General features: G+C 62.2%; 26 protein-coding genes. 17 read left to right on the plus strand and 9 right to left on the minus strand.

Annotated features, from left to right (window positions below; translation table 11 throughout):
- Positions 1-51 precede the first annotated feature (51 nt).
- Positions 52-1,416, minus strand: a complete 1,365-nt coding sequence (locus BW989_RS03650; RefSeq protein ID WP_076585523.1) for a glutamate--cysteine ligase — start codon at positions 1,414-1,416, stop codon at positions 52-54.
- A gap of 102 nt (positions 1,417-1,518) precedes the next feature.
- Here BW989_RS03650 and BW989_RS03655 point away from each other — a divergent pair, with 102 nt between their 5' ends.
- Together BW989_RS03655 and BW989_RS03660 are read left to right on the plus strand one after the other, a co-directional pair.
- On the plus strand, positions 1,519-2,358 hold the full coding sequence (locus BW989_RS03655) for a helix-turn-helix transcriptional regulator (RefSeq protein WP_076586386.1): 840 nt from the start codon (positions 1,519-1,521) through the stop codon (positions 2,356-2,358).
- A gap of 81 nt (positions 2,359-2,439) precedes the next feature.
- Positions 2,440-3,462 carry an MBL fold metallo-hydrolase gene (locus BW989_RS03660; RefSeq protein ID WP_076586388.1) on the plus strand — a complete coding sequence of 341 codons (1,023 nt, stop codon included), beginning with the start codon at positions 2,440-2,442 and terminating at the stop codon, positions 3,460-3,462.
- Between the two features lie 26 nt (positions 3,463-3,488).
- On the opposite strand, the gene yihA is transcribed toward BW989_RS03660, so the two are convergent.
- Positions 3,489-4,115 carry a ribosome biogenesis GTP-binding protein YihA/YsxC gene (gene yihA / locus BW989_RS03665; protein WP_076585525.1) on the minus strand — a complete coding sequence of 209 codons (627 nt, stop codon included), beginning with the start codon at positions 4,113-4,115 and terminating at the stop codon, positions 3,489-3,491.
- A 121-nt stretch (positions 4,116-4,236) separates the two neighbouring features.
- On the opposite strand from yihA, the gene BW989_RS03670 reads away from it, so the two are divergent.
- From BW989_RS03670 to BW989_RS03685, 4 genes are all read left to right on the plus strand, one after another.
- Positions 4,237-5,136: a c-type cytochrome gene (locus tag BW989_RS03670; RefSeq protein ID WP_076585527.1), complete on the plus strand. Its 900-nt coding sequence runs from the start codon at positions 4,237-4,239 to the stop codon at positions 5,134-5,136.
- 127 nt (positions 5,137-5,263) lie between these two features.
- Positions 5,264-5,917, plus strand: coding sequence for a thiol:disulfide interchange protein DsbA/DsbL (locus tag BW989_RS03675; RefSeq protein ID WP_076585529.1), 654 nt, complete (start codon positions 5,264-5,266; stop codon positions 5,915-5,917).
- A gap of 46 nt (positions 5,918-5,963) precedes the next feature.
- The gene (locus BW989_RS03680) at positions 5,964-6,719 is read left to right on the plus strand and encodes a thiol:disulfide interchange protein DsbA/DsbL (RefSeq protein ID WP_076585531.1); all 756 of its coding nucleotides are present in this window, start codon (positions 5,964-5,966) and stop codon (positions 6,717-6,719) included.
- A 6-nt stretch (positions 6,720-6,725) separates the two neighbouring features.
- Positions 6,726-7,487: an endonuclease/exonuclease/phosphatase family protein gene (locus BW989_RS03685; protein WP_076585533.1), complete on the plus strand. Its 762-nt coding sequence runs from the start codon at positions 6,726-6,728 to the stop codon at positions 7,485-7,487.
- Positions 7,488-7,490: 3 nt separating this feature from the next.
- Here BW989_RS03685 and BW989_RS03690 read toward each other — a convergent pair whose 3' ends face one another.
- Positions 7,491-8,297 carry a sulfite exporter TauE/SafE family protein gene (locus tag BW989_RS03690; RefSeq protein ID WP_242651276.1) on the minus strand — a complete coding sequence of 269 codons (807 nt, stop codon included), beginning with the start codon at positions 8,295-8,297 and terminating at the stop codon, positions 7,491-7,493.
- Between the two features lie 76 nt (positions 8,298-8,373).
- Here BW989_RS03690 and BW989_RS03695 point away from each other — a divergent pair, with 76 nt between their 5' ends.
- From BW989_RS03695 to BW989_RS03705, 3 genes are all read left to right on the plus strand, one after another.
- Complete coding sequence (locus BW989_RS03695; RefSeq protein WP_076586392.1) at positions 8,374-10,356, plus strand: lytic transglycosylase domain-containing protein; 1,983 nt, start codon at positions 8,374-8,376, stop codon at positions 10,354-10,356.
- Between the two features lie 61 nt (positions 10,357-10,417).
- Positions 10,418-10,795, plus strand: a complete 378-nt coding sequence (locus BW989_RS03700; protein WP_076585535.1) for a PH domain-containing protein — start codon at positions 10,418-10,420, stop codon at positions 10,793-10,795.
- A 7-nt stretch (positions 10,796-10,802) separates the two neighbouring features.
- Entirely contained in the window at positions 10,803-12,035 is a 1,233-nt protein-coding gene (locus BW989_RS03705) for a multifunctional CCA addition/repair protein (protein ID WP_076585537.1), read from the plus strand.
- Between the two features lie 6 nt (positions 12,036-12,041).
- On the opposite strand, the gene BW989_RS03710 is transcribed toward BW989_RS03705, so the two are convergent.
- From BW989_RS03710 to BW989_RS12550, 3 genes are all read right to left on the minus strand, one after another.
- Positions 12,042-12,398 (minus strand): VanZ family protein, encoded by a 357-nt coding sequence (locus BW989_RS03710; protein WP_242651281.1) that lies wholly within the window; start codon positions 12,396-12,398, stop codon positions 12,042-12,044.
- 41 nt (positions 12,399-12,439) lie between these two features.
- Complete coding sequence (locus BW989_RS03715; RefSeq protein ID WP_076586394.1) at positions 12,440-13,630, minus strand: class I SAM-dependent methyltransferase; 1,191 nt, start codon at positions 13,628-13,630, stop codon at positions 12,440-12,442.
- Between the two features lie 62 nt (positions 13,631-13,692).
- Positions 13,693-13,884, minus strand: a complete 192-nt coding sequence (locus tag BW989_RS12550) for a hypothetical protein (RefSeq protein WP_165688547.1) — start codon at positions 13,882-13,884, stop codon at positions 13,693-13,695.
- A gap of 66 nt (positions 13,885-13,950) precedes the next feature.
- Between BW989_RS12550 and BW989_RS03720 the strand changes: the two genes are divergently transcribed.
- Positions 13,951-14,706: a pteridine reductase gene (locus tag BW989_RS03720; protein WP_076585541.1), complete on the plus strand. Its 756-nt coding sequence runs from the start codon at positions 13,951-13,953 to the stop codon at positions 14,704-14,706.
- 12 nt (positions 14,707-14,718) lie between these two features.
- Here BW989_RS03720 and folK read toward each other — a convergent pair whose 3' ends face one another.
- The 3 genes from folK to tsaD all read right to left on the minus strand — a co-directional run bounded on the left by folK (position 14,719) and on the right by tsaD (position 16,742).
- The gene (gene folK / locus BW989_RS03725; RefSeq protein ID WP_076585543.1) at positions 14,719-15,228 is read right to left on the minus strand and encodes a 2-amino-4-hydroxy-6-hydroxymethyldihydropteridine diphosphokinase; all 510 of its coding nucleotides are present in this window, start codon (positions 15,226-15,228) and stop codon (positions 14,719-14,721) included.
- 4 nt (positions 15,229-15,232) lie between these two features.
- A complete protein-coding gene (folB, locus tag BW989_RS03730; protein WP_076585545.1) occupies positions 15,233-15,592 on the minus strand; it encodes a dihydroneopterin aldolase in 360 nt (119 codons plus the stop codon).
- 136 nt (positions 15,593-15,728) lie between these two features.
- Entirely contained in the window at positions 15,729-16,742 is a 1,014-nt protein-coding gene (gene tsaD / locus BW989_RS03735) for a tRNA (adenosine(37)-N6)-threonylcarbamoyltransferase complex transferase subunit TsaD (protein WP_076585547.1), read from the minus strand.
- Between the two features lie 106 nt (positions 16,743-16,848).
- Here tsaD and rpsU point away from each other — a divergent pair, with 106 nt between their 5' ends.
- The 7 genes from rpsU to BW989_RS03770 all read left to right on the plus strand — a co-directional run bounded on the left by rpsU (position 16,849) and on the right by BW989_RS03770 (position 24,065).
- Positions 16,849-17,064, plus strand: a complete 216-nt coding sequence (rpsU, locus tag BW989_RS03740; RefSeq protein WP_036170822.1) for a 30S ribosomal protein S21 — start codon at positions 16,849-16,851, stop codon at positions 17,062-17,064.
- A 104-nt stretch (positions 17,065-17,168) separates the two neighbouring features.
- Complete coding sequence (locus BW989_RS03745) at positions 17,169-17,615, plus strand: GatB/YqeY domain-containing protein (protein WP_076585549.1); 447 nt, start codon at positions 17,169-17,171, stop codon at positions 17,613-17,615.
- Positions 17,616-17,648: 33 nt separating this feature from the next.
- Positions 17,649-18,608 carry a YihY/virulence factor BrkB family protein gene (locus BW989_RS03750; RefSeq protein WP_083688194.1) on the plus strand — a complete coding sequence of 320 codons (960 nt, stop codon included), beginning with the start codon at positions 17,649-17,651 and terminating at the stop codon, positions 18,606-18,608.
- 2 nt (positions 18,609-18,610) lie between these two features.
- Positions 18,611-20,350, plus strand: coding sequence for a DNA primase (gene dnaG / locus BW989_RS03755; protein ID WP_076585553.1), 1,740 nt, complete (start codon positions 18,611-18,613; stop codon positions 20,348-20,350).
- 101 nt (positions 20,351-20,451) lie between these two features.
- On the plus strand, positions 20,452-20,883 hold the full coding sequence (locus BW989_RS12315) for a hypothetical protein (protein ID WP_129582805.1): 432 nt from the start codon (positions 20,452-20,454) through the stop codon (positions 20,881-20,883).
- Between the two features lie 118 nt (positions 20,884-21,001).
- Positions 21,002-22,978 carry a S9 family peptidase gene (locus BW989_RS03765; protein WP_083688198.1) on the plus strand — a complete coding sequence of 659 codons (1,977 nt, stop codon included), beginning with the start codon at positions 21,002-21,004 and terminating at the stop codon, positions 22,976-22,978.
- A 52-nt stretch (positions 22,979-23,030) separates the two neighbouring features.
- On the plus strand, positions 23,031-24,065 hold the full coding sequence (locus BW989_RS03770) for a YeiH family protein (RefSeq protein ID WP_076585555.1): 1,035 nt from the start codon (positions 23,031-23,033) through the stop codon (positions 24,063-24,065).

Raw genomic sequence — 24,065 nt, forward strand, 5'->3', positions numbered from 1 at the left:
CATCAATATCAATATCGTCATCCATTTGGATGACTGGCGAACAGGTGCACCTTAGTACGCAAATTCCTTGAACACGCGATCGATGTCGCCGTTCCACTCGCCATGAAACAGGGCGAGTTTGCGATCAGCGGCGGTCTGGCCGGCCTCGGCGATTTCGATCAGCGTATCGAGGAAAGCGGTTTCATCTTGCCCTGCGATGTTGCGCCGCGCGCGACGGCGCAAGCCCGCGATGGATATCTTCACGGCTTCGATCGCCAACTCGCGCATGGTGGCGTCACGGAATGGCAACGCCAGACCGTGCTTGGGCACGCCGTCACGCAATGCGTGACGTTCAGCCATGGTGAAATCTTTGACCAGGTCCCACGCGGCATCCAGGGCGGCATCGTCATACAAGAGGCCCACCCAAAACGCAGGCAGCGCACACAGCCGACCCCACGGCCCGCCATCGGCGCCCCGCATTTCCAGGTATTTCTTAAGCCGTACTTCCGGGAACGCCGTGGTCATGTGATCGTTCCAGTCGCGCATGGTTGGTAATTCGCCGCGCAACTCGTCCAATTCACCGGCAAGGAACTTGCGGAACGAGCGGCCGGCGAGATCCATATATTCGCCATTGCGATAACTGAAGTACATAGGCACATCAATCAGGTAATCAACGTAACGCTCGTAACCGAAGCCATCCTCGAACACAAAATCAAGCATGCCGGTGCGGTCGCCATCGGTATCGGTCCAGATGTGCGAGCGATAGCTGCGATAGCCATTCGGTTCGCCATCGGTGAAGGGCGAGTCGGCGAACAATGCAGTCGCGACCGGCTGCAACGCCAGCGACACGCGGAACTTCTTCACCATGTCAGCTTCACTGGCGTAATCCAGGTTGACTTGCACGGTGCAGGTGCGCGTCATCATGTCCAGGCCCAGCTTGCCAACCTTGGGCATGTAGTCACGCATGATCTTGTAGCGGCCTTTCGGCATCCACGGCATCTGGTCGCGCCGCCATTTGGGCTGGAAGCCCATGCCGAGGAAGCCGAGCCCCAACTCGTCCGCGACTTCACGCACTTCGCGCAAGTGGCCGCCAACCTCCTTGCAGGTGTCGTGGATGGTTTCGAGCGGCGCGCCGGAGAGTTCCAACTGGCCCGCCGGCTCCAATGTCACTGACGCGTTATCCCGCGAGAGTGCGATGACCTGGCCGTTTTCTTCATAGGGCTGCCAACCGAAGCGGGTCAGCCCTTTCAGCAAGGCTTCAATGCCCTGCGGGCCGTCGAAGGTCGGCGGACGCAGATCATCGAGACGGAAACCGAACTTTTCGTGTTCGGTACCGATGCGCCAATCCGCGGGCGGCTTTTCGCCGGAAGCCATGACGTCCACCAGCTGGCGGTAGTCGGTGATCTGTGTTTCGTTCTGGGCAGAGGGGCCTGACATGGGCAAGATCCGTAGAGGTGCCGCCAGCATAGCTCGGCAACTTGATCATTCGCAGTGTCGAAGGTGACCAGGCGCATGCGCGTGGGTGTAGCATCCGGCGGCATGAATCTGGCCCCTACGCCCAAGCAAGCTTTATTGGCAGCGTTTGCCGCGTTTGCAGCCCAGGCAACTGACGGCGGCCATCCCTGCATTACCGCGCGACATGAGCATGGCGCCAAGGGGCTGGAGGTCGAGCGACCAACGCTTGCAGTGCTGCTCCAGGGGCGCAAGCGCATCGCAGGGGCAACCCTCAGGCTGGAACTCGTGCCTGGTGACTTGCTGGTAATCACGCGACGCTGCCAGCTGGATGTAGTGAATATTCCAGATCCCGATAGCGGCCTCTATCTGAGCGTGCTTGGCCCGCTATGTGAGGAAGTAATGGCTGCTGCACGCCTGTTATGGGAAGTCCCTATCAACGCACAAGGGGACGACATCGCTCGATTCGATGTTGCGGATTTCGTCGAGCCTTTGCGCCGCTGGCTGCACGCGCAGCAGGCCGGGCAAGAGACCGAATCACGGGTAGCGATGCTCGCGGTGGTGCTGGAGCTCTGCCGTCGCGGACATGCCTCGATGCTGCTGCCACCACCGCCCAATCTTGCCGCCCAGTTGCGTGCAATGGTCGCCGAGCACCCTGCGCGCAATTGGCAATCACAGGATGTTGAAGACAGGCTTGGACTCAGCGGCCCGACCTTGCGTCGCAGGCTTGCTGCCGAAGGCACATCCTTGCGCGAGATCATTGCCTCGGCGCGGCTCGCCTGCGCGATCGAGCTGCTCTACACCACACGCTGGCCGGTCAAGACCGTCGCCGCTAAGGTCGGCTACCGGTCTGTGTCCAGCTTCGTGCATCGATTCCATGACCGCTACGGATTAGACCCCGCACAGATCGGCAACGCTGCTGCCTGAGCGATTGACGCGCTTTTTTGATCACCCGGCGCAATATCGGTGCGCGATGCTGGCCGCCCCACGACATCGGCGCGAATCATCATGCAAACGAACTCCCGCAGCACCTCTTTTGCGCGCGTCATCCGCGCGACCATGCTTGCACTTGCTTGCCAGCTTTTCGCTACAGAAACACTCATCGCGCGCGACCTTGCCGCGCCATCGCCCATCCCCCAACAACAAGCGCCGGGTTATTACCATCAGCCCATTGGCAATCTGCGGGTGACCGCGTTGTTCGACGGCGTGCTCTATTTGCCGCGCACACAGCTACTCGGCATAACGCCCGCAGCACGCGACGCGTTGATTGACCGTGACTTGCTCCCTGAAACGGCGAACGGCTTGCAGACCTCGGTGAACGTTTTTCTGATCAACGACGGCAAGCGCCTGATGATGGTCGATACCGGGAGCGCACAATGCTTCGGCCCCGGCCTCGCGCAGACATTGCCCAATTTGCGTGCTGCCGGCTACAGGCCGGCAGAGGTAAGCGACATCTTCATCACCCACGCGCACCCTGATCACCTTTGCGGATTACTGGATGCCGAAGGCAACGCAGCCTACCCGAACGCCACGGTGTGGCTACCTGGGGAGGATGGCGCAGCTTTCCCTGCCGAAGGAGCAGAAGACCGCCCTGGTGTCCCACAAACATTGCGCATGTTTTTTGCAATGCAGCGCGCCGCGGTCGCGCCATACCGTGCGCAAGACAGATTGCGCCTGTTTACCGCGAAGGATGCATTGCCCGCAGGCGTGAAAGCCGTGGCTGTGCATGGGCACACGCCCGGACATACTGCGTATCTGTTTGATGCTATCGGTGCGAAGCCCGTGCTCGCCTGGGGCGATACGCTGCATTACCGCGCGCAATTCGCGCATCCGGAGGCGCATTATCAATATGACGCGGATGCCAACCATGCTGTGCCGGCGAGACAAACCCTCCTCGAGCGCGCCGCACGCGAAGATTGGTGGATCGCCGCCGCGCACGTAAGTTTCCCCGGGCTGGGGCATGTGCGCCGCGAGAGCCAAGGCTATGCCTGGCTGCCGGTGGAATATTCGCCGCTGCCTACGTCGCCCTGATTATTGTCTTGAGCGGCATCGCCCCATCAAGTGGCGCGCTTGGCCGTGGCCAGTTCCAGCCAGCCGTGCAGCACACTGCGCGCTTCATCCACACCCTGCTTGGACTCGCCCGAGAACACTTGCACGCTGACGGCATCGCCGAACATCGCAGCCAGATCGCGACGGACTTGCAAAAGCACGTTGCCGGCAGCGCCGCGAGACAACTTGTCGGCCTTGGTCAGCAGCACATGTGCGGGGATGCCGCGCCGGACCGCATAACCCAGCATCTGCTGGTCGTACTCCTTGAGCGGATGGCGAATATCCATCACCACCACCAAACCCGACAATGACCGCCGTGTCTCGAAATAGTCGGCGATGAAGGCCTGCCAGTGCTCCTGCATCTCCTTGGGCACCTTGGCGTAACCGTAACCGGGCAGGTCCACGAGATAGATATCGGCAAACGGCGGCAGGTCGAAATACACCAGTTGCTGGGTGCGGCCCGGGGTCTTGGAGACACGGGCCAGCGCGTTCTGCTGGCAGATCGCGTTCAGGGCGCTGGACTTGCCGGCGTTGGAGCGGCCGGCGAAGGCGACCTCGCGGCCACCCTCCACAGGCAATTGGCGGGCAGTATGGGCCGAGAGGAGATAGCGGGCGCGGGCAAAGGGATTCGACATCCCCATAGAATGACACGTGGCCGCCTCGGAACCGGGCCGTTTGACCGTACGCCCGGGTCGCGCCGATAATTCCACGGTTACGATGCGTCCCTGTCGCACGCGTCTTCGATTGGAGCTCCACATGCGCAACGCCCGCGTTTATGGCATCGCCGGTCTGGCCATCTTGGCTGTCGCCGCCGTCGCCGTCGCCCAGACCACTGTGAATCCGCTGCCGGAAGCAGCGCCGGCCGAGACCATCTCGATCGACGCCGCAGCCGCCACCGACGCCGTGGCCGCACTGGCCAAGACCCAATGGGGTGATGCGCAGAAGGGCGGTACGCTGGCCGGTGCCTGCGCCGCCTGTCACGGTCTGGACGGCAATGCCATGCAACAAGATGCCCCACGCATCGCCGGCATGCCGGAACGCTATGTCGCCAAGCAGCTGGCGCTGTTCAAGGCCAACCACCGCACCACGGGCCTGGCGTCGCTGATGAAGCCCTATGCCGATGTACTGAGCGCCCAGGACATGCGTGATGTAGGCGCGCACTACGCCGCCCAGCGCAGCGGTGCCGGCGTCGCCATCGACACCGTGATCAACGACCCGGCCAGCCCCTACAACGGTCAGAAGTTCTACCAGCCGGGCCAGGACCTGTACCGCGTCGGTGACGCCAGCCGCGGCATCCCGGCCTGTTTCGCCTGCCACGGCCCCAGCGGCAGCGGCAACCCAGGCCCGTCCTACCCGCACGTCGGCGGCCAGGAGGCTGGTTACCTCGCCCGTCGTCTCGAGGAATACCGCGCTGGCGTGACGTCACAGCCGGATCGCCACCAATTCGACCAGATGGCGCTGGTCGCCAAGTCGTTGACCGACTTGGAAATCCAGTCGCTGGCCAGCTACATCCAGGGACTGCATGCCACCGCCGATCAGGCCGATGCCAAGCAGGTCGCGGCCGTTGAAGCGGCTGGCGGCCTGCCGCCAGCGCCGACGGCCCCCACAGCCATCGTGCCTGCGCCGGCCGCTGAATCCGCGCCGCCGGCCCGCTAATCGTTGCCAGCAGGAACTTCCGCTGTCGGCTGGGGTCATATCAGCTCCCCCTTGATCATTACGCCAGCCCCACGGCTGGCGTTTCTTTATCCGTAGCTCACCTTCCGCCGCCTATCGTGGGGTTGCCATGAATATCATTCGACACGCTGCTTTCACCCTTTTCACCTCGCTGGCCCTGTTGTTTGCGGCCACGTCGCAGGCCCAGGATCGCCCCGCCGCCTTGGTGGAGGGCCGTGATTACGCTCCCATTTCGAACGGCATTCCCTTCGCCAATGCCAAGGGGAAGGTCGAGATCGCCGAGGTATTTGGCTACTGGTGTCATCACTGCAACAATTTCCAACCCTTGGTCGACAAGTGGAAGCTCGGCCTGCCCAAGGATGTCGATTTCGTCTACGTTCCAGCCGCGTTCGACCCCGAAGACCCGTTCTCCAAGGCCTATTTCGCCGCCCGCCAGCTAAAGCTGCCGTTGGACAAGGTGCATCACGATCTGTTCCGCGCCATCCATACAGATGGCAGCCTGCCGAAGAATGCCAGTGAGGACGAGCTGGCCCAGTTCCACACCCGTTACGGCGTGACCGCAGCAAAATTCCTGGCGGCGATGAATTCCAAGCCAGTTGCGGCGCAAGTGCGCTGGGCCAACAAATTCATCGAGACCAGCCAGATCGAGGGCACGCCGACGGTGATTGTTGCCGGCAAATACCGCGTCCTGGGGCGGAGCCACCAGGAGGTCTTGCGCATTGCCAGCCAACTGGCCGCACAATTGAAGTCACAAGGGCGCTGAATCGCCACTTCCTCCCTCTTTGTCCATTCACACCGGAGACTTCCGCATGAAGCGCCATTTGCCGCTGCTTGTCCCATTTCTGCTGCTCGCCGCCTGCAACAAGACCGCCGAAGCACCCGTCGTCGTCGCGCCAGCGGACGAGGTAGCCGCTGAGAATGCTGCCGTCGCAGAAACCCCGGCTGCCGATACCAGCGCAGCCACCACGCCTGAAGTGGCGGCCGAAACCAACGCCAAATCCAATCTGGTCGAAAACGTGGATTACGTCGTGATCCCGAATGGCCAGCCGCTGCAGCCGCTGGATGGCAAGGTGGAAGTGGTCGAAGTCTTCGCCTACTGGTGTGGTCACTGCTTCTCGTTCGAGCCCAGCATCGAAGCCTGGAAGAAGAAGCTGCCGGCCGATGTGCGCTTCACTCCGGTCCCGCTCTCGGGCGGCCCGAACGACACCATGGCGCGCGTCTACTACGCGGCTGAAACCACCGGCCAAATCGACAAGGTGCACAACACCATGTTCAACGCCATCCACGTTGAGCGCGCACTGCCGCCGAATGCCAGCGCCGAGGAAATCCAGGCTTACCTGGGCAAGAAGGGCGTGGACAGCAAGACCTTTGCCCAGGCGATGAACAGCTTTGCGATGTCGGCGCGTCTGGGCCAAGGCTTCCAGTTCGCCCAGCGCAGTGGTGTGGAAGGCACACCGACCCTGATCGTCAACGGCAAGTACCGCATCCTCGGCAAGAGCCACGACGAGCAGTTGCAGATCGCCAATGGCCTGATCGCGCAGGAGCGCGCCGCGGGCGCCAAGTAAGCCCTGATGGTTTTCAAGCGCCTACGGCTGCTGTCGGCCAACATCCAGGCTGGCTCCAGCACGCGACGCTACAGCGATTACGCGACACGCAGCTGGTCCCATGTCACCCCGCTCGGCAACAAGCGGGGGGCATTGGATGCGATCGCCGAACTGGCAGGCCGGCATGACATCGTCGGCCTGCAGGAGGCCGATCCAGGCAGTTTCCGCTCCGGCTTCACCAACCAGACGCATTACCTGGCCAATCGCGCGGGGTTCGCCTTCTGGACCCATCAGCCCAACCGCAGCGTGGGCGGGGTCGCTTCCAGCGCGAATGGCCTGATGAGCCAAATGGAGCCGGTCGAAGTCTTCGACCATCCCCTGCCCGGCCGGGTCAGAGGCCGTGGCGTGCTGGTTGGGCGCTTCGGCCACGGCGACGAGGGCCTCTTGGTCGCCGTCGCGCATCTCTCGCTCGGGGCGCAATCGCGCCTGGCGCAGTTGTCGTTCATCGCGGAAGTCTTGTCGGACGCGCCCAATGCAGTGTTGATGGGCGACTTCAACTGCCTGGCGCAGCAACCGGAGATGCAAGTGCTCTACAAGCACACGCGCCTGCAACCGCCGGATTGCGATGTGCATACATTCCCCGCATGGAATCCGCAGCGTGCCATCGATCACGTGCTGACCACCGACAGCATCCACAGCACCACGCGCGCGGCCGTGCCTGCGGCGGCATCGGATCATTTAGCCTTGTCGGTGGAGCTGGACGTGCCGGAAGCCGCGCTGCGCCGATAAGGCTTATGGCAGCAGCAGACTGCCGCCCACCGCGAGCAGGAACAGCGCAAACACCCGCTTCAACATCGGCCCACTGATGGCATGGGCGATGCGTGTTCCGAATGGGGCCGCGAGTACGGACGCGATCGCCACGCAGATCGCTGCTGGCAGGTACACATAACCCACCGCATGGGATGGCAAAGCCCCGGCCGGCGCGTTCAGTGCGTAACCCAATGCGCTGGCAAGACCAATGAAGACCCCGCAGGCCGATGAGGTGCCCACCGCGCGCACGGGCACTACACCGCGCCAGGTCAGCAGGGGAACGGTCATGCTGCCGCCCCCGATGCCCACCAGCGACGACACGGCACCGATCACGCCGCCGGCAGCGGTCAACGCTGGGCCGCGCGGCGCAAGGCTCGCATCACCCGGATCACGCGGCTTGCTCAAGAGCATCTGCGCCGCGGCGATCAGGCAGTAGACCGCCACGCCCCAACGCAGCCACATCCCATCCAAACCAATGGCGACCCGGCTGCCCAGCCAGCCACCGATCAGGATGCCCGGCACCATCCACGCCACCGTCGGCCACAACACGCTGCCGCGCTGGGCATGGGCGCGGGCCGACGACATCGCGGTGAACACGATGCTGGCCAGTGATGTCGCCAACGCTGCATGCATCGCGGCCTGAGATGGGACCACGCCTTGCGCAGGGAGCAGCCATGCGAGGGCCGCGACCAGCACCAGTCCGCCCCCCACCCCCAACAAGCCCGCCAGCACGCCGGCGACAGCGCCCAGCCCCAGAAAAACCAGCAACATCAGCGGATCCAGCGGCATCCGTCATTCCGATTCATAAAACCGCCGTTATAGTCGGGGCATGCGATGGCATACGTCCACCTTGCTGATGTTCGCGATGCTCGGCGCAAGTTGCGCCGGGCACCGTGAACCACCGTCTTCGGTCCCCACCCTGCGGCCCGATGCGCCCCGCGCTGCAGCCAATGACGCGCAAACGCGTGAAGACGCTGCGCTGAAGGCGGCGATCGATGCCGGCGGTCGTGGCCAACTGGACGACGCCATGCGCGCCAGCATCCGCACCAATCCCGCGGCCGCTTGGGCGGATTACGCACGCCTGCGCCGCGAGATTGACAGCATCACCGTAGAAGAAGCCGATGCATTCCTGGCCGCACATCCCAATGATGCCGTGGGCCGCAGCTTCCGCGAGGACTGGCTGGCCGCGCTCTCGCGTCGCCAGGACTGGCCGCGTTTTGTGGCCACGTGGCAGCCGGCCATCGAGCGCGCCTCGCTGCGTTGCATGGCGCTCAATGCGCGCCATCAAGTCAATCCGGCTGATTCCACATGGGCGCAAGATGTGCGTCGCCAATGGCTGTCGGGCAAAGCCGTGTCTGCCGAATGCAACCCAGCCTTCGAGGCCTGGCAGGCCAGTGGTGGATTGACTGATGCCTTGCGTTGGCAACGCATCGACCTGGCAATCGCTGAAAGCCAGCCTGCATTGATGCGCCAGGTCGCCGAAGGGCTACCCGAGGGCGACCGCACGCTGGCCAATGCTTATGCAGCGGCCATGACTGGCGGGTTGAGCGATGCCGCATCCCAGTGGCCGCGCACGGCGCGTAGTCGGGCAGTCGCAACTGCTGCCTTGGTGTCGATGGCCAAAAAATCACCGGCCAATGGCGAAGCCGCATTGGCTGAATTTGCGCCATTGCTTGCCTTGGACGATGCCCAGCGCGGCCGCGTGCTGTACGAAATCGCGCTGCAATCGGCGGCGTCATACGAACCTGAAGGCGCACGGCGACTGGCCGCCGTGCCCACATCCGCCTATGACGAACGCCTGCATGGCCTGCGCATGCGCGAGGCGATGGCCCGAAGCGATTGGGCCGGCGCGCTGGATGCGATTCACCGCATGCCGACTGAGATGCGGAACGACACGCAATACCGCTATTTCGATGCACGTCTGACCGAACTCACCGGCGGCAACAGGGCCGCTGCGCGTGCGCAATACACGATCGCGGCGAAGTCACCCGAATTTCATGGCTTTCTAGCCGCTGACCGCGTGGGCACAGCATATCCGCTGTGCCCTTGGCCGCATGCGCCGACGCCCACGCTACAAAGCCAAGTGGCCGCAACACCTGCGCTGCAACGCGCCTTCGCGCTGTATCGCATTGGTCAACGCGATTGGGCCTTGCGCGAGTGGAATGACGCGCTGAAAGGCCTCGACGATGCCGGCCGCCATGTCGCGATCGCCTTGGCGCAGGACAACGCCTGGTTTGATCGCGCGGTGTTCAACTTGGGTCGCGACGGCAAACCGGAAGAGCTGCGCTTGTACACACTGCGCTTCCCGCTGCATCACACCGACACGATTCGCCGCGAAGCCCAGCGCAACGGCATCGACCCCGCATGGATCGCCGCCGAGATTCGCGCGGAAAGCATCTTCGACCCGCAAGCACGCTCACCTGCGAATGCGATGGGCCTGATGCAAGTCTTGCCCGCGACGGGACAGGCCACGGCTCAAAAGATCGGTTTGCCGTGGAACGGCGCGCAGGAAACCTTGTTCGACCCGGACAGCAACATCGCCATCGGCAGTGCGTACCTGCGCGAGATGCATGACAAATGGGGCGATCTGCCGCATGCAATCGCCGCCTACAATGCCGGCCCCACGCCCACTACGCGCTGGCGCACGCAACGCCCAGACTTCGACCCGGACCTGTGGATCGAGACGATCAGCTACAAGGAAACGCGCGAATACGTGGCACGCGTGCTGGCTTTCAGCGTGATCTACGATTGGCGCATGAATGGCGATGCGCTACGCGTGAGCGATCGCATCAACGGCAAGCTGGACGCCAAGCGCGTCGGCTTCAACTGCTCGTCGCCTGCACGCTAGCAAGCACGGCGCAGGCCGTACACTTTCTGCTTCCAACACCAAATCGAATCGGAGAAGTCGCATGGGCCTGATCGACAGCCTGCTAGGTCACGCCGGTGAAGCATCGGTCGCCAAACTCGAACCGGAACTTCGCCCATTGATGGCCGAAGGCGAGGTACTTGAAGCTGCGTTCGCCTTCGTGCGCGACATGATCGTGTTCACCGACAGACGCCTGATCCTGATCAACAAGCAGGGCGTGACCGCAAAAAAGGTGGAGTACCGCAGCATTCCCTATCGCAGCATCGTCATGCATTCGCTGGAAACGGCCGGGCATTTCGATCTGGAGTCCGACTTCAAATTATGGCTCTCCGGCCAGCCTGGACCAATCGAGTTGAAGCTGGGGCGCGGCGAAGGGTCTACGCGTCTGGTGTCGTTGCTCTCGCAACACATGCCACGTTGATGTAGTGATGCCGGGTCGTACCTATCTGGTCGGTGGCGCGGTACGCGACGCCTTGCTTGGATTAGAGCCGGGCGACCGCGACTTCGTCGTCGTGGGCACCACGCCCGAAGCGATGTTGGATGCAGGCTTCCGACAAGTGGGCCGTGATTTCCCGGTTTTTTTGCACCCCGATACCGGCGAAGAACACGCGCTTGCCCGTACCGAACGCAAATCCGGCCAGGGCTATACCGGCTTCGTGGTGCATGCCGCAGCCGATGTCACGCTGGAGGAAGACCTCGCCCGCCGCGACTTCACCCTCAATGCGATTGCGCGCGACGAAGCCACGGGCGAGTTGATCGATCCGTTCAGTGGCGTCGCCGATATCGAAGCACGCGTACTGCGCCATGTCGGCCCTGCCTTCGTCGAAGATCCGTTGCGCGTGCTGCGTGCGGCACGATTCATGGCGCGCTTCGCACCGCTCGGCTTCAGCATCGCGCCAGAAACGATGGCCTTGATGCGTGAGATGGTGGAAGGCGGTGAGCTTGCCGCGCTCACGTCCGAGCGCGTCTGGCAGGAACTGGCTCGCGCGTTGCGCTCGGATAAGCCTTCGGCCTTTTTGCGTACGCTGCGCGAATGTGGCGCGCTGGCCGTGGTCCTGCCCGAAGTCGATGCGCTCTACGGCGTGCCGCAGCGTGCCGAATACCATCCGGAGGTCGATACCGGCGTGCATGTCGAGCTGGTCTGCGATGTCGCCGCGCGCCTTGCATCGGGCGATGACCTGATCGGCTTCGCTGCGTTAACGCATGACCTGGGTAAAGCACTGACCCCTGCCGATGAACTGCCACGCCATGTGATGCACGAACAACGTGGCCTGCATCCCCTACGCGTGCTGGGCGAACGGCTGAAGGTGCCGACTACGCATCGACAACTGGCTGAGATCGCCTGCCGCGAGCATCTCAATGTGCATCGCCTGTTTGAGCTGAAAGACGAGACCGTGTTGAAGTTGCTGGAGCGCTGCGACGGGTTTCGTCAGCCAGCGCGCATCGGGCAACTCGCCATCGTGTGCGAAGCCGACAAGCGAGGCCGCACGGGACTTGAAAACGAGGCTTATCCGCAACGAATGGAATTGGAACGCCTGCATGCCGCTGCATCAACCGTCAAAGCCGCCGATGTCGCGAAAGGGCTGAGCGGTCCGGCGGTAGGCGAAGCCATGCGCAAGGCGCGCATCGATGCCATTCACCGAGTACGCGCGACGGGCTGAGCCAGGTCAGCGCCCGCCGTCGATTCGCAGCAGAAGATCGCGCAGCGGCGTGAACCCGGTGGTGAACCCCGCCAACACACCCAGGGTATTGGCAAGAGCATCCGCACGATCCGCCGTGCGACCCATATGCATCGCAGCCTGCAGCCACTCAAGCCCAACACCCAGCAAGGCCAGCAGTACTGCCATCGCCACCCATGAAGGACGCCGCGCATACAACTGCACCGCACCCGCCATGAGCAGGAAATAGCCCAAAAAATGCATGACCTTGTCATTGCCCATCGCCTGGGCAGGCAAATCGCCCGGCGGCAGCAATGACCCGGCGACGATCAAAGCTACCGTCAATATCCACAGGGCCGACCACAAGAGTGGGCGCCGAAAGGGTTTTAGCGAACGCCCCCAGCGCATTACAGCCGCCAGCTCAGATCGCCGGCAAGGAAAGCATGCTCGAACTCGACATCACGCTCGAAACCGATGAACTGGAAGCGCTCACCCATCGCATCCGGCAAGGTGAGTTGCTTTACTTCATTGCGTAGTCGCAGCATCGCCGCCTCGTCCTTCGCGCGTGCTTCGGCTTCCGCCAAACGCGCTTCCAGGCCATTGCCCAACAGGAAGCTGGCCTGCGTGCAATAACCCGCCAAATCAAACCCTGCATTCGTGCCGGCCTCGGCCAATGCCGTGAAATCGACTGAGGCAGTGATGTCCTGCAAGCCCGGATACTGCATCACATCGCTCACCACATGATGCTGGCGGAACGCACGCAGCGTGCCGTTGTCACGCCACGCACCGTAGTACTCGCGACGCGGATAACCGTAATCACAGAACAGCATCGCGCCACGCTTGAGCCGCCCGATCACCGCCTGCACCCAGTACGGCAGCTGCGGCAGGATTTCCGAGCGATAGCCCGCAGGCAGTGGCTCATCCAGCGCATCCTGCACGTGCTTGACCGCAGCGACCATCATCGCGTCGGCATCGTGCGTGGTGATGAGGAATCCGCCATCAGCGTAGCTGGCGACATATTCCTCGTGCACCTCGCCGTCTTCGCCGATCACGAAGCGACTGGTCGGCAGCGCATCGACTACCTCGTTGGCGAATACGACACCTTGCCACTCTTCGTCGATGGGCCCATCCAGCCATTCCACGCAATCGAACACCGGCGGAATCAAGTGCTCACGCAGACGCTCACGCTGGCGCGCGCGCAGGTCGGCGCTGGGCTCAAGGATGGCGTAACGCGCAGGCATCGCGTCCTGGGCCAGCAGTCGCTTGATCGCGACTTCGGCAAACGCGCCGCTACCCGCACCGATCTCCAACCACTGAGCCTGCGGCCCGATCTGACGCAGCACGGGCATCATCGCATCGGCCACGCAGGCAGCAAAAAGCGGCCCCAATTCGGGCGATGTCACGAAGTCACCTGCCGAGCCAAATTTGGTCGCACCGGCGCTGTAGTAACCAAGACCCGGCGCGTACAAGGCCAACTCCATGAAGCGCGAAAATGGAATCGCTCCCCCGTGTCCGGCGATTTCCGAGCGGATCAACGCTTCAAGTTTGGCGCTGTGCGCGCGGGCATCGGCATCAGGGGCTGGCAAACTCTGGGACATGCGGACATCGTGTTGCGAGGATGCCGCCAGCATACCTGCGTGCACGTGTCGTTTTCACGTCCTCAATTGTCCTTGCGCCGGTCTTCTTCGCGCATCTGCTTGCGGATGAACGCACGCACCACGAAAGGCATCGCGATCAGGATGATCCCGCCGATGATCGTTAGCCAACCAACCGGCTTTTGCAGCATTTCCACCCATATCGGATGCATGGCATTTCCTCCCTCTGGTGCCGGAAGTATCGGACGTTCGGGCATGGCTGGCATTGATCCGGCTCAAATCACCGTTAATCACTGCGATATCGCTTCGGTTAGCATCCCCCCATGAGTCTTGATCCGACATCTTCTGGCCATCCGGTCGCACTCGTTACTGGCGGCGCCAAGCGCATCGGTGCGGCCATTGTCCGCCGACTGCATGCGGCCGGCTACGACATCGCCCTACACCACCGCGCCTCGGCGGATGAAGCGCGCTCGCTGGCGAATGAACTGAACCGCGTGCGCGCCGGAAGCCTGATCACCCTCGCCGCCGACTTGCGCGACTTCGACCGCATTCCCGAGCTTGTGGCACAAACCGTCGGTCGCTTCGGCCGTCTCGATGCACTGGTGAACAACGCTTCCGCTTACTACGCCACACCCTTCGGCAAGGTCACGCCCGCCGAATGGGATGACCTGTTCGCGATCAACGCGCGGGCGCCGTTCTTCCTCGCACAAACCGCCGCGCCGCACCTGACACATCGACAAGGCGCCATCGTCAACATGGTCGATGCCTATGCAGAGCAGCCACGTAGCAACATCAGCGCGCATGCGGCATCGAAGGCGGCATTGACCGGCGTGACACGTGCACTCGCGGTTGAGTTGGCGCCGAAGGTGCGGGTGAACGGCATTGCCCCGGGTGCGATCCTGTGGCCGGAACACGGCATCGACGATGCGTTGTCATCGCAGCTCATCTCGCGCACGCCACTGGCACGCGCAGGCAACGCGGAAGAAGTCGCCGAAGCGGTGCGCTGGCTTCTGCAAGATGCGACTTACATGACCGGCGAAATCCTGCGCCTGGACGGCGGGCGCAACACGCTCGGCTGACGCAATGGGCCTTTAGCCCGCACCACCTTCAACTTCGACCACTTCGGCTGGCATGCCGAAATCCCCGTGCGCGCGCCATGCTTCGATCACCGTCAAACCCGTACCGGCGATCCGCGCATCCGGCGCGATATCCGCCAACGGTTGCAACACGAAAGCATGTTTTAGTTCAGGCCTCGGCAACTTGAGATTGCCCGGGCCTTGCATCTCCAGCTCGTCGTACAGAACAAGATCGATGTCGATATTGCGATCGGAGAAGCGCGGGCCGCTCCGATCACGGCCATTGGCATCTTCGAACGCATGCAGCCAGGCATCGAGCTCTTCAGGAGACAGCCGTGTTTCCAACACGGCCGCGGCGTTGAGGAAGTCCGCACCCTCGAAGCCTACCGACGCAGTGCGGTAGACCGGCGATAGCAGCACATGCTCGAAACGCCCGCGCAAGGCGGAAAACGCCAACGCCAGATTCATCTCGGCATCGATATTGCTGCCCAGGCTCAAATACGCGCGATGCCAGTCTGTATTCATCGCCTTAGCCTGGTCGCGTGCCGCGCTCAATGATCACGCCGACCGCGCGCGAACCTGTGACCGCACCAGGCTTACTCAGCTTCAGACGCAGCCATGGCACACCGAATTCTTCACGGATGATGTCGGCGCAGCGCTCGGCCAGCGATTCCACCAAGCCAAACTTCGACTCACCGACAAACGCGATCAGTCGTTTCGAGACATCTTTGTAATTGAGCGTATCGACGATGTCATCGCTGGCGGCGGGGCGGCGATTGTCGAACGCCATCTCGATATCTAGTACGACTTTTTGGTTGATCTGGCGTTCCCAGTCATAGATGCCGATGACGGTGTCGATCTCCAGCGCTTCGATGAAAACGATATCCATGGGAATCCGCAAACCTTTTCGGCTCATCTTATGACCGCAGGATACCGGTCGTGGTGAAGATGGTGTCGTGATAATGCATACGTCCATTCATGGATGCGCAAGCCTGTGAATCACCGTCGTCTCGGCCTGGCAGACATCACATCGCCGTCAGCGTCGCCATATCCCAGCGCGGGGTGACATGCACGCCCAGATCCGTATGTTCACCCGCCTGCAAACGCAGCGCGCCAGCAAACGCGATCATCGCACCGTTGTCGGTGCACAGCGCCGGCCGCGGGAAGGCGACACGCCCGCCACGCTTCTCGGCCATCGTCTGCAATTTGGCGCGCAGGCGCTTGTTGGCACCGACGCCGCCTGCCACCACCAGCGTGTTACAGCCAGCAGCATCGAGCGCACGCTCGCATTTGATTGCCAGGGTGTCGACCACCGCATCCTCGAAGCCGCGCGCGATATCGGCTCGGGTCTGCTCGGATTGGTCGCTGGCCTTCCATGCGAGCAGCACCTGGGTTTTCAGCCCGCTGAAGCTGAAATCGAGACCCGGCCGATCAGTCATCGGCCGCGAGAATTTGAACTTGCCCGGCGTGCCGACTTCGGCCAATGCTGCCAGCTGCGGGCCACCCGGATACGGCAGACCCATCAATTTCGCGGTCTTGTCGAAGGCTTCGCCCGCCGCATCGTCCAGCGTTTCGCCCAGCAGGCGGTAGTCGCCCAAAGATTTCACATCGACCAACTGGGTGTGGCCACCGGACACCAGCAGCGCGACGAAAGGCGGCTTGGCGGCCTCGTCCTCCAGCAAGGGGGCGAGCAAATGTCCTTCCATGTGGTGGATGCCGATAGCAGGCAGATTCAGACCCCAGGCGAGCGATCGCGCCGCTGCCGCACCCACCAAGAGCGCACCCACCAGGCCCGGGCCGGCGGTGTAGGCCACGCCATCGAGCTCATCCAGTGCGATGCCCGCCTCGTCCAATGTCTGCCGGATCAGCGGCAAGAGCTTGCGTACATGGTCACGGCTGGCTAGCTCGGGCACCACGCCGCCGTATTCGGCATGCAGGGCGATCTGGCTGTAGACGGCATGCGCGCGTAGCCCGACGTCGGTGTCGTAGACCGCCACGCCGGTTTCATCGCAAGAGGTTTCGATACCCAGGACCTTCATGCCGCAAGCTTACCGCTCCCGACCCCTTGCTTGCAGCCTGCCCCCACTTGGGTTTACCATACGCGGCTCACCCGACCCATGGTCGGCTTGTCATCAAGAGATTCCTATGCCCAGCGTCAAAGTTCGCGAAAACGAGCCCTTCGAATTTGCCCTGCGTCGTTTCAAACGCACCTGCGAGAAGGCCGGTGTTCTGGCTGAAACCCGCAAGCGCGAGTTCTACGAGAAGCCGACCCAGGAACGCAAGCGCAAGGCTGCAGCCGCAGTGAAGCGTCAGGCGCGTCGTACCTCGCGCGACGTCACCAAGCGCCAGCGCCTGTACTGATCGCCGCCTAGCGCGTAAGCGCTAAGTGCAGCGATGCGCTCCACGAAGCCGGCCCGCAAGCCGGCTTTTCGTGTTTTCGCGCCCCAACCCTCCAAGGAATAACGATGTCGCTCAAGACCCAGCTCACCGATGACATGAAGACCGCCATGAAGGCAGGCGACAAGCCGCGTCTGGCGGTCATCCGCCTGATCAACGCTGCCATCAAGCAGCGCGAAGTCGACGAGCGCATCGAGCTGGACGATGCTGCCGTGCTTGCCGTGCTGGAGAAGATGGTCAAGCAGCGCAAGGACTCGATTAGCCAGTTCGAGGCGGCGAATCGCGAAGACCTGGCCCAGATCGAGCGCGACGAAATGGCCATCATCGACACCTATCTGCCCGAAAAGATGGGCGAGGCCGAGATCCTTGCCGCCATCGACGCCGCCATCGCCCAGACCGGTGCCGCAGGCCCCGCCGACATGGGCAAGCTGATGGGCGTGCTCAAGCCGAAGCTGGCAGGACAGGCCGACATGGGCCTGGTATCCAAGCTGATTAAGCAGAAGCTGGCCGGCTGAGCCTGCCGCACACGGTGGCGGCATACTGGTTTGATGAGCGCGAACACCCCGCACGCATCCACAAGTCCTGAAGATCAGGGCGAAGTGTTGGCGCAACTCGACCCCACCCAAAAGGGCTCCATTACCGAGGCCGATGGCGCACCGCCGCCACCGCCCGTGCAAGCGCGGGTACGTCGGGCCAGCTTCGGCCATCTGCCGCTGGCCTTGCTCCGCCGCTTCCTGGACGCCGACGTCATCACACAAGCGGCAGCACTCGCGTTCTATGCCGTGCTGTCACTCGCGCCATTGATGCTGCTGCTGCTATGGATCACTGCCTCCAATCCGGCAATACAGCAGGCCGTATTGGCACAGGTCAGCCAGTTGGCCGGCCCGGAAACCGAAGGCGTTGCGCGTGCGGTCGTCGAGAACGCACGCAGTGCGCCGGACACAAGCTCGCTTGCTGGATGGTGGAGCATCTTGTTGCTACTCATCGGTGCCACCGCCGTGTTCGCGCAACTGCAGGAAGCGCTGAACCGCATCTTCCGTACCGATGCAACGAAACTGAGCGGCATAGGCGAATGGTTGAAGAAGCGCCTGTTCTCCTTTGGCGTGCTCATGGCCCTGGGCTTCCTGCTGCTGGTGTCGATGACGGTCACTACGGTGCTGCATTTGATGCTGAGTCGTTTCGATTCATTGCAGCCTGCCCTCGCCACGATGGCATCGCTCTTGGTCTACACCCTCGCCTTCGCTTTCATGTACCACTTCCTGCCGGATCGCCGCGTGCGCTGGCGTCTCGCCCTCGCGGGTGGCGCGTTCACCGCCGTGCTGTTCGTGCTGGGCCGCATGGGCATCACCTGGTACTTGGCCAGCGCGTCCACCGCCAATGCGTATGGCGCGATGGGCGCACTGGTATTGGCGATGCTGTGGGTTTATTACGCCTCCATCATCCTGTTCGTCGGCGCGGTCGTTACCGCGACGGTCGATGAGCGGATGGGCAAGTTGCCGGAGGCCTGAGCATGGCACGCATCCCTGATGCTTTCATTGATGATTTGCTCGCGCGCAGCGACATCGTCGAAGTGGTCGGCGCGCGCGTACCGCTGAAGAAGCAAGGCCGCGAATATTCCGCGCGATGCCCCTTCCACGACGAGCGCTCCCCTTCGTTCACGGTCTCGCCGACCAAGCAGTTCTATCACTGCTTCGGCTGCGGCGCGCATGGCACCGCGATCAGCTTCCTGATGAATTACGACCGCATGGAATTCCTTGATGCGATGGAAGAACTCGCCAAGCGCGTCGGCATGGAAGTGCCGCGCGAGACCGCGCAGCGCAATGCCGATCCCGAAGCGCAGTCGCTGTTCAACGCGCTGGAAGCCGCGCAACGATTCTTCCAGAAGCAACTCCAGCAAACACCTGCGGCCACCGCCTATCTGGACGGGCGCGATGTCGATGCAAGCACGCGCGAACGCTTCAGCATCGGCTATGCGCCAGAAGGTTTCAGCGCCTTGAAAGATGCGCTCGGCACCGATGCGCGACGCCTGCAGTTGCTGGAAAAAGCCGGCATGTTCTCGCGCAACGAACGCGGTCACGTGTACGACAAGTTCCGTCATCGCATCATGTTCCCGATCCACGACCGCCGCGGCCGGGTGATCGCGTTCGGCGGGCGCGTGTTGTCGAAGGACGATTCACCGAAGTACCTCAACTCGCCGGAAACCCCGCTATTCCACAAAGGCCGCGAGCTGTATGGCCTGTGGCAAGTACGGCAGGCGAACCAGAAGATCACGCGCCTGATCGTGGTGGAAGGCTATATGGATGTCGTCGCGCTGTTCCAGCACGGCATTCATGAGGCTGTTGCCACGCTCGGCACCGCGACGACCCCGGATCATGCAGAGCTGTTGTTCCGCAACGCGCCGGATGTCTATTTTTGTTTCGATGGCGATGCGGCAGGCCGTCGCGCAGCGACGCGTGCGATGGAATCAGTCTTGCCGCGCATGAAGGACGGGCGGCAGGCCTTCTTCCTGTTCCTGCCCGATGGCGAAGACCCGGACACCATCGTACGCAACGAAGGTGCGGATGGTTTCAACACGCGACTTGCCAGTGCAACGCCACTGTCGCAATTCTTCTTCGACGAGCTCTCGCAGGATGTGCAGCTGCACACGCTCGAGGGCAAGGGACGCTTGGCCGAACGCGCCAAGCCGTACCTGGCGCAGATTCCGGACGGCGCGTTTGGCGACCTGATGCGCCAGCGCCTTACTGAACTCACTGGCGTCGGCGCACGCCAGGCATCGCCGCAGACACATGTGCCGGTACAGCGGGCGCACGCGCAATCTGGTGCTAACACCACGCCCAAGCGCAGCCTGGTGCGCAGTGCGATCACGCTGCTATTGCAACAGCCTTCACTGGGATTGGAAGCCGCGATTCCCTATGTCTTCGCCGGTCTCCGGCAGCCGGGCGTCGAGCTGCTGACTGAATTGCTGGATGTCGTGCAGATGCGCCCGGATATTTCCACCGGCGGCCTGCTTGAACTTTTCGCCGAGCGCGACGAAGCCGCCTCACTACAAAAACTAGCAAGTGTCAGCTTGCCGGGCGATGCCGCCAGCTGGCAGGCCGAATTCGACGATGTGCTGGCGCAGCTGGCCAAGCAGACCCTGCAGCAACGCATCGACGAATTGATGACGCGTATGCGCGAAGTCGGCACCTCTGGCATGACGCCTGCGGAAAAAGATGAACTCCGTGAGTTACAAACACGTATGCGCACTTAAGCTTGCGAGGACAAGAGAATCTGCGCCCTATCGCAGCCACTCACGCGTGTGACATGGGTGGCTTCTACAGCGCAACCTTTAAATAACTTGAGTAAACAAATTTGAATGCCTCTTTGCCAGAGTTTCGTCGCCTGCCATATCCACTAGCTTCATTAGTGCATTTTGTTATTTTTGCCGTGGTTTTCATGTTGTTTTTTGGGAGGAAACCTGGGGTTTTCCGCCAAGACTTCATCACCTCACTTGCGCCCGACTTCTACAGTCACGTTTCCAACCTCTCAATTTCCTACATCCTGTATGCAACAGCAGGCTATGTCTGTCTCCTTGCGGGGGCAAAAATGAGGTTGATCGTATTGATCGGCTTGCTGCTGATACTAATCAACGTGACATATGAGTATCTAATCCCCCTACTTAATACACGCGACCCTGTGGATGCGATATATGGTGTTGGAGGCACACTATTAGCATTCATCGTCCTGGCTGGCATCGACCGGTTCGGGCTTTTCGACACCCCGAATGGCAGTACAACAACCTAATCATTTCATCAAGCACACTCCGCCTATCCACTAAACACGCCGCAGTCGACCCGGCCCAGCCGTGCTCGCTCCAATCGGTTTACCCTCGACGGACTATCGCCACGACGGAGCCGTTGCCATGCGTCTTTCCCCACCCCTCGTTGCCGGCGCTTTGGCGCTGCTTGTATTCCCCGCTTTCACCCAGCCCGTCGCCACGGTCAAGCGCGAAACGGTGGGCAACCGCACGACAGAGAACGTGCCATCGATCGATCCTGCGCTCATCGAGCAACTCAATCGCTACCAGAACACGCGCGGCGCGAGCGTCGAAGGCTGGACGAATGATGGTTGCCTGCTCATCAGCACGCGCTTCGCCGAAACCGCGCAGGTGCATCGCGCCTGCCAACCGCTGGGGATGCGTGAGCAGCTGACCTTTTACCCAGAGCCGATATCGGGTGTCACCGCGTCACCGGCCAAGGCATGGCGCAAAGGTTTCGTGTTTGCCAAGGACAAGGGCGGTGATGAGTTCAGCCAACTCTACTGGTTCGACGAGGCCACGCGCAGCACCACGCTGCTGACCGATGGCAAGCGCAGCCAGAACGGCGGCACCACACTGACCCGCGACGGTGGCCTGATGGCCTACAGCAGCACCGCGCGCAATGGCGCGGATCGCGACATCTGGATTCGCAACACGCGAACCGGTGAGTCGCGACTGCTGTTGAAGGAAGGCGGTAGCTGGACGCCGATGGATTTCTCGCCCGATGGCAAAGAACTCCTGGTGATGAAATACGTCTCCGCTGCCGAGTCTTATCCCGGCGCGGTGAACGTCGAAACCGGCAAGCTGGAGATGTTCCCGGTCGATGGCGGCAAGGCCTCGTTCGGTCGTTTCGCGTTCGCGCCCGATGGCAAGGGCGTGTACTTCATCTCCGACGAACCGCTGGACGGGCAGGCGCAGGAATTCAAGTCACTGCGCTATCACGACATCCACACCAACCAGCTTCGTCGCGTAGGGCCGGTGATCGATTGGGACGTGCAGGGCTTCGACATCAGCCAGGACGGCAGCCGCCTCGCCTATACCAGCAACGAAGACGGCATCACCCACCTGCGTGTATTGGCCCTGCCGTCGATGCAGGAAGTCGCCTTGCCCGAACTGCCCATCGGGGTGATTTCCGGCGCCTCATTTTCCCCGGACGGCAAGCGCTTGGCCGTGACGCTCAACAGCGCCACCTCGCCCAGCGACATCTATGTGATCGATCTCGCCGCCCAGCAATCCACCCGCTGGACACGCAGCGAAGTGGGCGGCCTGGATGCCTCGACCTTCGTCGCGCCTTCGCTCATCCGCTATCCCACCTTTGATGAGGTCGATGGCAAGCCACGCACCATTCCCGCGTTCTATTACAAGCCAGCAAAGGCCAGCGGCAAACTGCCGGTGATCATCAACATCCACGGCGGCCCGGAAGGCCAGTCCTACCCGTCATTCAACCCGACGGCGCAATTCCTGGCCAACGAAATGGGCGTGGCGATGTTGGTGCCCAACGTGCGCGGGTCGAGTGGTTACGGCAAGACGTACCTGTCGTTGGACAACGCCGAGAAGCGCGAGGACTCGGTACGCGATATCGGTGCGCTGCTCGATTGGATCGCCCAGCAGCCGGAACTCGATGCCTCGCGCGTGGGCGTGATGGGCGGCAGTTACGGCGGCTACATGGTGCTGGCGTCCTTGCAACATTACCCCGAAAAAATTCGTGCGGGTATTGATGTGGTGGGCATCTCGGACTTCGTTACCTTCCTCACCAATACAGAGAGCTATCGCCGCGACCTGCGTCGCGCCGAGTACGGCGATGAACGCGACCCGGCGATGCGCGCCGTCTTCGACAAGATCTCCCCGCTCAAGAACGCGTACAAGATCCAGTCGGCACTGTTTGTCGCACAGGGCAAGAACGACCCGCGCGTGCCATGGACGGAAGCCGAGCAAATCGCCAAGGCTGCGCGCGACAACGGCGGCCCGGTCTGGTACCTGCTGTTCGATGACGAGGGTCATGGCTTTCGCAAGAAGGCCAACAGCGATTATTTCAACGCGGCCAGTATGCAGTTCTGGAAGACGTATTTGCTGGATAAATGATGTTGACTGACGAGGTGGGCGATAATTCGCACTTTCGTCCACCCGCCAAGCGATGACTCAACCCACATCCCATCGCCCCACCTCCGTGTGGGCATTGCGCGCGCCCGGCCTTCTGTTCGCTGCCGCAATTGGTCTGGCCAGCATGTTGCTTGCGCGCATCCCGGCGGTGGAATCAATCGGGATGAGCGCACTGCCGCTGGCGATCATCCTGGGTATCTTCATCGGCAACACCTTCTTTCCGCGCATTGCCGGCAACCTGGGGGCCGGCCTCGATTACTCGCGCACCATGCTGCTGCGCGCGGGCATCGTCCTGTTCGGCTTTCGCCTGACCTTTCAGGACATTTTGGGCGTGGGACTGTCCGGCGTCGTGATCGCGGTGTTGATCGTGGCCAGTGTCTTCTTGCTGGCGATATGGCTGGGGCGCTTGCTCGGCATGGATCGCGACCTCGCCATGCTGATCGGCTCCGGCGCATCGATCTGCGGCGCAGCCGCGGTGATGGCGACGGAGCCCGTCGTCAAGGCGCAGGCACATAAGGTGTCCGTGGCGGTGGCGACGGTGGTGGTGTTCGGCACCATCGGCATGTTTCTGTATCCGTTCCTGCGGGTGCCATTCGGGCTGGATGCGCACGCTTACGGTGTTTATGCAGGCTCGACCATCCATGAAGTCGCGCAGGTCGTGGTCGCTGGCCGCGCGGTGAGTCAGGAGGCTGCAAACACCGCCGTCATCGAGAAGATGATCCGCGTCATCTTGCTCGCTCCCTTTCTGCTGACGTTGTCGGCATGGATGCGTGCGAAGTCAGGCGGAACCGGCAAATCGAAACTAGTGATCCCCTGGTTCGCGATCCTGTTCCTGTGCGTGGGTGCGTTCAATTCTTTGCACCTGCTACCGAAGGCCTGGGTCGATGCCATCCTGCTGTTCGACACGTTCTTGCTCGCCACCGCCATGGCGGCGCTGGGCCTGCGCACGCACGCCATCGCGATCAAGCAGGCGGGGATGCGTCCGATGCTGCTCGCAGGCTTGCTGTTCGTCTATTTGATCGTTGGCGGGTTGGCGATCAACCTGGGCGTGCAGGCCCTGCTGGGCTGA

This window comes from Solilutibacter tolerans (assembly GCF_900155935.1).
In the GTDB taxonomy this organism is placed as follows: Bacteria; Pseudomonadota; Gammaproteobacteria; order Xanthomonadales; family Xanthomonadaceae; genus Solilutibacter; species Solilutibacter tolerans.

What these genes read in the sequence shown, in the direction of transcription:
- BW989_RS03650 (WP_076585523.1), bottom strand. Translation starts at nt 1,416, where the DNA reads ATGTCAGGCCCCTCTGCCCAGAACGAAACACAGATCACCGACTACCGC.
- BW989_RS03655 (WP_076586386.1), top strand. Translation starts at nt 1,519, where the DNA reads ATGAATCTGGCCCCTACGCCCAAGCAAGCTTTATTGGCAGCGTTTGCC.
- BW989_RS03660 (WP_076586388.1), top strand. Translation starts at nt 2,440, where the DNA reads ATGCAAACGAACTCCCGCAGCACCTCTTTTGCGCGCGTCATCCGCGCG.
- yihA (WP_076585525.1), bottom strand. Translation starts at nt 4,115, where the DNA reads ATGTCGAATCCCTTTGCCCGCGCCCGCTATCTCCTCTCGGCCCATACT.
- BW989_RS03670 (WP_076585527.1), top strand. Translation starts at nt 4,237, where the DNA reads ATGCGCAACGCCCGCGTTTATGGCATCGCCGGTCTGGCCATCTTGGCT.
- BW989_RS03675 (WP_076585529.1), top strand. Translation starts at nt 5,264, where the DNA reads ATGAATATCATTCGACACGCTGCTTTCACCCTTTTCACCTCGCTGGCC.
- BW989_RS03680 (WP_076585531.1), top strand. Translation starts at nt 5,964, where the DNA reads ATGAAGCGCCATTTGCCGCTGCTTGTCCCATTTCTGCTGCTCGCCGCC.
- BW989_RS03685 (WP_076585533.1), top strand. Translation starts at nt 6,726, where the DNA reads ATGGTTTTCAAGCGCCTACGGCTGCTGTCGGCCAACATCCAGGCTGGC.
- BW989_RS03690 (WP_242651276.1), bottom strand. Translation starts at nt 8,297, where the DNA reads ATGCCGCTGGATCCGCTGATGTTGCTGGTTTTTCTGGGGCTGGGCGCT.
- BW989_RS03695 (WP_076586392.1), top strand. Translation starts at nt 8,374, where the DNA reads ATGCTCGGCGCAAGTTGCGCCGGGCACCGTGAACCACCGTCTTCGGTC.
- BW989_RS03700 (WP_076585535.1), top strand. Translation starts at nt 10,418, where the DNA reads ATGGGCCTGATCGACAGCCTGCTAGGTCACGCCGGTGAAGCATCGGTC.
- BW989_RS03705 (WP_076585537.1), top strand. Translation starts at nt 10,803, where the DNA reads ATGCCGGGTCGTACCTATCTGGTCGGTGGCGCGGTACGCGACGCCTTG.
- BW989_RS03715 (WP_076586394.1), bottom strand. Translation starts at nt 13,630, where the DNA reads ATGTCCCAGAGTTTGCCAGCCCCTGATGCCGATGCCCGCGCGCACAGC.
- BW989_RS12550 (WP_165688547.1), bottom strand. Translation starts at nt 13,884, where the DNA reads ATGCCCGAACGTCCGATACTTCCGGCACCAGAGGGAGGAAATGCCATG.
- BW989_RS03720 (WP_076585541.1), top strand. Translation starts at nt 13,951, where the DNA reads ATGAGTCTTGATCCGACATCTTCTGGCCATCCGGTCGCACTCGTTACT.
- folK (WP_076585543.1), bottom strand. Translation starts at nt 15,228, where the DNA reads ATGAATACAGACTGGCATCGCGCGTATTTGAGCCTGGGCAGCAATATC.
- folB (WP_076585545.1), bottom strand. Translation starts at nt 15,592, where the DNA reads ATGGATATCGTTTTCATCGAAGCGCTGGAGATCGACACCGTCATCGGC.
- tsaD (WP_076585547.1), bottom strand. Translation starts at nt 16,742, where the DNA reads ATGAAGGTCCTGGGTATCGAAACCTCTTGCGATGAAACCGGCGTGGCG.
- rpsU (WP_036170822.1), top strand. Translation starts at nt 16,849, where the DNA reads ATGCCCAGCGTCAAAGTTCGCGAAAACGAGCCCTTCGAATTTGCCCTG.
- BW989_RS03745 (WP_076585549.1), top strand. Translation starts at nt 17,169, where the DNA reads ATGTCGCTCAAGACCCAGCTCACCGATGACATGAAGACCGCCATGAAG.
- BW989_RS03750 (WP_083688194.1), top strand. Translation starts at nt 17,649, where the DNA reads ATGAGCGCGAACACCCCGCACGCATCCACAAGTCCTGAAGATCAGGGC.
- dnaG (WP_076585553.1), top strand. Translation starts at nt 18,611, where the DNA reads ATGGCACGCATCCCTGATGCTTTCATTGATGATTTGCTCGCGCGCAGC.
- BW989_RS03765 (WP_083688198.1), top strand. Translation starts at nt 21,002, where the DNA reads ATGCGTCTTTCCCCACCCCTCGTTGCCGGCGCTTTGGCGCTGCTTGTA.
- BW989_RS03770 (WP_076585555.1), top strand. Translation starts at nt 23,031, where the DNA reads ATGACTCAACCCACATCCCATCGCCCCACCTCCGTGTGGGCATTGCGC.